The 307-nt window shown below is 63.5% G+C and carries 1 protein-coding gene; it reads right to left on the reverse strand.

Annotated elements, in window-relative coordinates:
* On the reverse strand, nt 1-307 hold a 307-nt coding region (locus FNJ47_RS46925; RefSeq protein WP_488226113.1), incomplete at both ends, for an ATP-binding protein.

Below are 307 nucleotides of genomic sequence, written 5' to 3' on the forward strand. Positions count from 1 at the left end.
TCGTCGAGCAGCGGCGACGGCGCCTCCTCGATGACCTTCTGGTTGCGGCGCTGGATCGAGCACTCACGCTCGCCGAGATAGATCACATTGCCATGCTTGTCGCCGAGGATCTGGATCTCGATGTGCCGGGGATCGACGATGAATTTCTCGATGAAGACGCGGTCGTCGCCGAACGACGATTTCGCCTCGGCCTTGGCGAGGTTGAAGCCTTCGGCGACCTCTCCCTTCGAATGCGCGATGCGCATGCCCTTGCCGCCGCCGCCGGCGGAGGCCTTGATCATCACGGGGTAGCCGATCTCGTCGGCGA

The sequence above is a fragment of the Bradyrhizobium uaiense genome (genome assembly GCF_010811875.1).
GTDB classification, from domain to species: domain Bacteria; phylum Pseudomonadota; class Alphaproteobacteria; order Rhizobiales; family Xanthobacteraceae; genus Bradyrhizobium; species Bradyrhizobium uaiense.